This is a genomic window from Ferruginibacter sp. (assembly GCF_031430955.1).
In the GTDB taxonomy this organism is placed as follows: Bacteria; Bacteroidota; Bacteroidia; order Chitinophagales; family Chitinophagaceae; genus Ferruginibacter.
The window spans coordinates 1-3,534 of sequence record NZ_JANPCM010000359.1; the positions used below are offsets into that span (position 1 = coordinate 1).

The window sequence follows — 3,534 nt, forward strand, 5'->3', positions numbered from 1 at the left end:
GCCTTTACCACATACTGGCTGTCGGAATAAATATGCACCGGATGTTCTGCTTTTTTTAAAGCTTCCAATCCAGTAATAACGGCAAGTAATTCCATACGGTTATTAGTAGTAAGCCGGTAGCCTTGCGATAATTCTTTCCGGTGGTTATTCCACATTAATATAGCGCCGTAACCGCCGGGGCCGGGGTTGCCTCTTGCTGCACCATCGGTGTAAATATTTATTGTACTCAAGTGTTATAAATTATTTCAGCGCTAAGTTAACTGTACTGTTAATGGAGAAAAAATAATTTTATTTGGTAAGGAATAAATTATTTACTTTTCAAAGGATACAATAATCTCAGTGCATTAAAAATAGCCTGGTGTGTAATGGTAGCATGATCTTCCTGTGGTAAATAATCAAAATACACTGTAACGTTTTTGCTTTTTGTATGCTGAATTTTTTCTGCCAGTACATTTGCTTCTACTTCCATCACGTGTGGTATGTCAGTTGGCGCCAGCCCTTCTTTTCCTACGCCAATATAAATATCAGTTTGGGGTAAGAAATTCTCTTTTAAAATTTCAGGAGAATGTTTTAACAGCGAACCATTATCCCACCAAAGGCTGGGGCTTATAATAATGTATTTGTTAAAGAGTGATGGTTTTGTAAATAAAATTTCAGTTGCCAAAAGCCCGCCTAAAGATTGGCCAATAATAGTTTTTGAAGCATTGGTTTTATATTTTTTTTCAATAAATGGCTGCAATTCTTTTTCTATAAAAGCAATAAATTTATCACAATGCCCTGTGGTTGGAAATCTTTTTTTATCAGCTTCAACTGTAGTAGGGAAAGTAAAATCTTTTCTTCTGTCTGTATTGGCAATACCCACCACAATTGATTTGGGCACACGGTTAATCCACGAAAAATTATTAAACTGAATTAACCCCACCACATGTATAAAATCTTCATCAGCCGAGCCATCTAATAAATATATAACAGGGTAGGTGGCGGTATCGGTTTTATTATAGCCTTCGGGCAGATAAATATTTAAAATTCTTTTTTCTGCTAATTCAACAGATTGAATTTCTTCTATAACACCCAACACAAATGGTTTACTGCTGTCTGATATCCGGGATTTATTACCCTGGCTAAGGGCTGATGTTGTGAAAAAAAACAGAAAAAAAATTACAATTTTTAACTTCATTATTTGGCTATTGATTTAGTTTGTTAAAGTTAGCAATAACACGCTAAACAGGGGGTAGTGAATTGGAGATTTTATATTTTTATTGCTCTTAAAAAACGAATAACGAAGATTTACTTATTGTTATTTTATTATTCTGTGCTATGTTATTGTTATGCTGCTCTAATTACCAATCCTGCTTATGAAAAGAGGACGATTTTACCAATAGAGGTAGAGCAAATATAATTTTTAGGGATAAGTGTGTTATGCAGTTAAAGGATAAATAATTTAATTACCGGCTTTAATAATTTCGTTACAAATCATTGTCTGAACTTTTTTACATGTTAGCGGCAGTTGTCTTTTCCCGTTTTTTGTAAATTAGTAATTATGATGTACTGGCAAAACTTATACTCTCTTGATATGCTGTTAATAGATCTTTAACACTGGTCCAATGTATTTCAGGATAACGACTATTGTCGGGGGTATCAATTTTAGATCGCTTATCTATCATATTATGCATGTATTGCATTCCTTGCCAGGCCGGGTAAAGTTCCTTTTCTCCTGGTGCAATCTTTCGTGCAATTTTTATGATCAAACCCAATAATCCCTGCCCACCAGCACGGATAAGCCGAAATTTATTTTTAGTTACTTTATTTACCACCTCTCTTATTTGCCTGGGGCTTATCTGATCGCCGGCTATTCGAAGATAACGTGGAGTGGATATATCAATAGCTGCGTTGGCAGTATAGGCAGCTGTGTCATCCATTGTAGTAAAATCCCAACGGTCATCAGCATTGCCCCAATATAAAACAAGTTTCTGTTTAAAAAGGATCACTGGCATTTGACCTGTTAGCATATCAGCAAAGGCTCCATTAAAAATGGTAGTGGCTGCAATGGGTGTTTTGTCAAGATACTCATGAAATTCACGTCTTAAGTCCAGGTTCCGGTTTTCACCAAAGGCGAATTTTGTAAAGTCTAATGAATAATCGGACGGAATAAATCGGGGAACGCCTGCCGCAATGGCTGCGTCTAATAAAACTGTTTGTGCATCTATTATTACTTCACGTAATCCAGCCAACGAGGAAACCACACAAGACACTTCAAGACATGCCTGGGTTAATTCTTCTACATTCCAATGATGCAATTTGTAAACTTTTACGCCGAGTTTTTCAAGTTTATTAATTTTTTCGATCTTACTCCCGGACCGCACAACAATTCGAACTTCAGCACCCTTATCTATTAAAGCCCGTACTATTCTTTCTCCCAGGTTACCGGTTGCTCCTGCTACTAATATTATTTTACGCATTACTTATTTTTTATCAAAACACTCAGATCGCATATAATGTTTGATTTAGGGTGTCTTTTTACAATTACTGCTATCGGCGGTTTCTTAAAAAACTCTGTTGTTGGTAAGCCATTTACTTTACCCTATCTGCATTTGCAACCAAGGCCCAAAAATTTGACCGAATGTTCTTTCGGAACAAATTTGCAGCACTGGTTAATTTTATATCCATTTCCGATAATTATCGGAATTTCTACGGAACATAAACCACAGCCTTAACCTTCCTGCCTGAAATTTTTACATCGTAGATCGCATCTAATAATCCACTATAAAGTTTATCCTGTGCAAGTTGCCAAAACATAATACCATTTAATTTATTTTTTAGCAGGTATTTTGTTTTCAGTTGCACTGATCTTACATTATCATAAGAGATAAATTGTTGCAAACTGGCATTGTATATAAAAGGAGCGCTTGCGGTGGAATCCCAAAAGCGTTCATAACCTGCTGCTTCGGGAAATCTTTCATCAAGTTCTTTATAGGCAATTGCTCCGGCAGTTTTTCCTTTTTGGTAAAGCCCGTTTTGTATTGATGGTATGCTGTCCCATTTTCTTGCATAGAAGGCAGCACCCAAAACAATTTTATTGGCGGGCACACCCAGTTCCAGTAAATACTTAATAAAATAATCTGCAGATGATTTTTGTGCTGTTGTAGAAAATAATGCTGTATGGTGGCCCGTAGCATCGCCGGGAAGAAAATCATAACTCATTAAATTTACCCGGTTCACCAGTTGCATTACTGGCTTCCATTCTATCGATTCTCTCAGTGTCCATTTAAAGCCTCCGGCAGCAAAACTAATTTCCATTTTAGGGCCTAATATTTTTCTTAATTGTTGTACCAGTAATGTAAAATTTTGTTTGTCTTCAGGCTTATAGCCATGACCGGGCAAGCTTGGCAGCGTAGGAAACTCCCAATCCAAATCAATGCCATCCGAATGAAAATAATCATTAAGCTCTTTTACTGATTGTGCAAAAGCCAACCGGTTTTCTTGCAGCGAAAAAATAGCTGAACAGGTTTCGCATCCACCGCATCCTCCCAATGA

Annotated in this window: 4 protein-coding genes; all 4 read right to left on the reverse strand. The window is 36.7% G+C overall.

From position 1 onward, the window contains the following. On the reverse strand, positions 1–230 hold a 230-nt coding region (locus ACY65O_RS10230; RefSeq protein ID WP_462220756.1), incomplete at its 3' end, for an RNase H family protein. Positions 231–307: 77 nt separating this feature from the next. Beyond that, complete coding sequence (locus tag ACY65O_RS10235) at positions 308–1,177, reverse strand: alpha/beta hydrolase (protein ID WP_462220757.1); 870 nt, start codon at positions 1,175–1,177, stop codon at positions 308–310. Positions 1,178–1,538: 361 nt separating this feature from the next. Then, positions 1,539–2,459: an NmrA family NAD(P)-binding protein gene (locus ACY65O_RS10240; protein ID WP_462220758.1), complete on the reverse strand. Its 921-nt coding sequence runs from the start codon at positions 2,457–2,459 to the stop codon at positions 1,539–1,541. A 229-nt stretch (positions 2,460–2,688) separates the two neighbouring features. Then, positions 2,689–3,534 (reverse strand): glycoside hydrolase family 18 protein (locus tag ACY65O_RS10245; RefSeq protein WP_462220759.1); only part of this gene is annotated, 846 nt, incomplete at its 5' end.

Bases quoted from the DNA above. Each gene is read 5' to 3' on its own strand.
- ACY65O_RS10240 (WP_462220758.1), bottom strand. From the start codon at position 2,459: ATGCGTAAAATAATATTAGTAGCAGGAGCAACCGGTAACCTGGGAGAA.
- ACY65O_RS10235 (WP_462220757.1), bottom strand. From the start codon at position 1,177: ATGAAGTTAAAAATTGTAATTTTTTTTCTGTTTTTTTTCACAACATCA.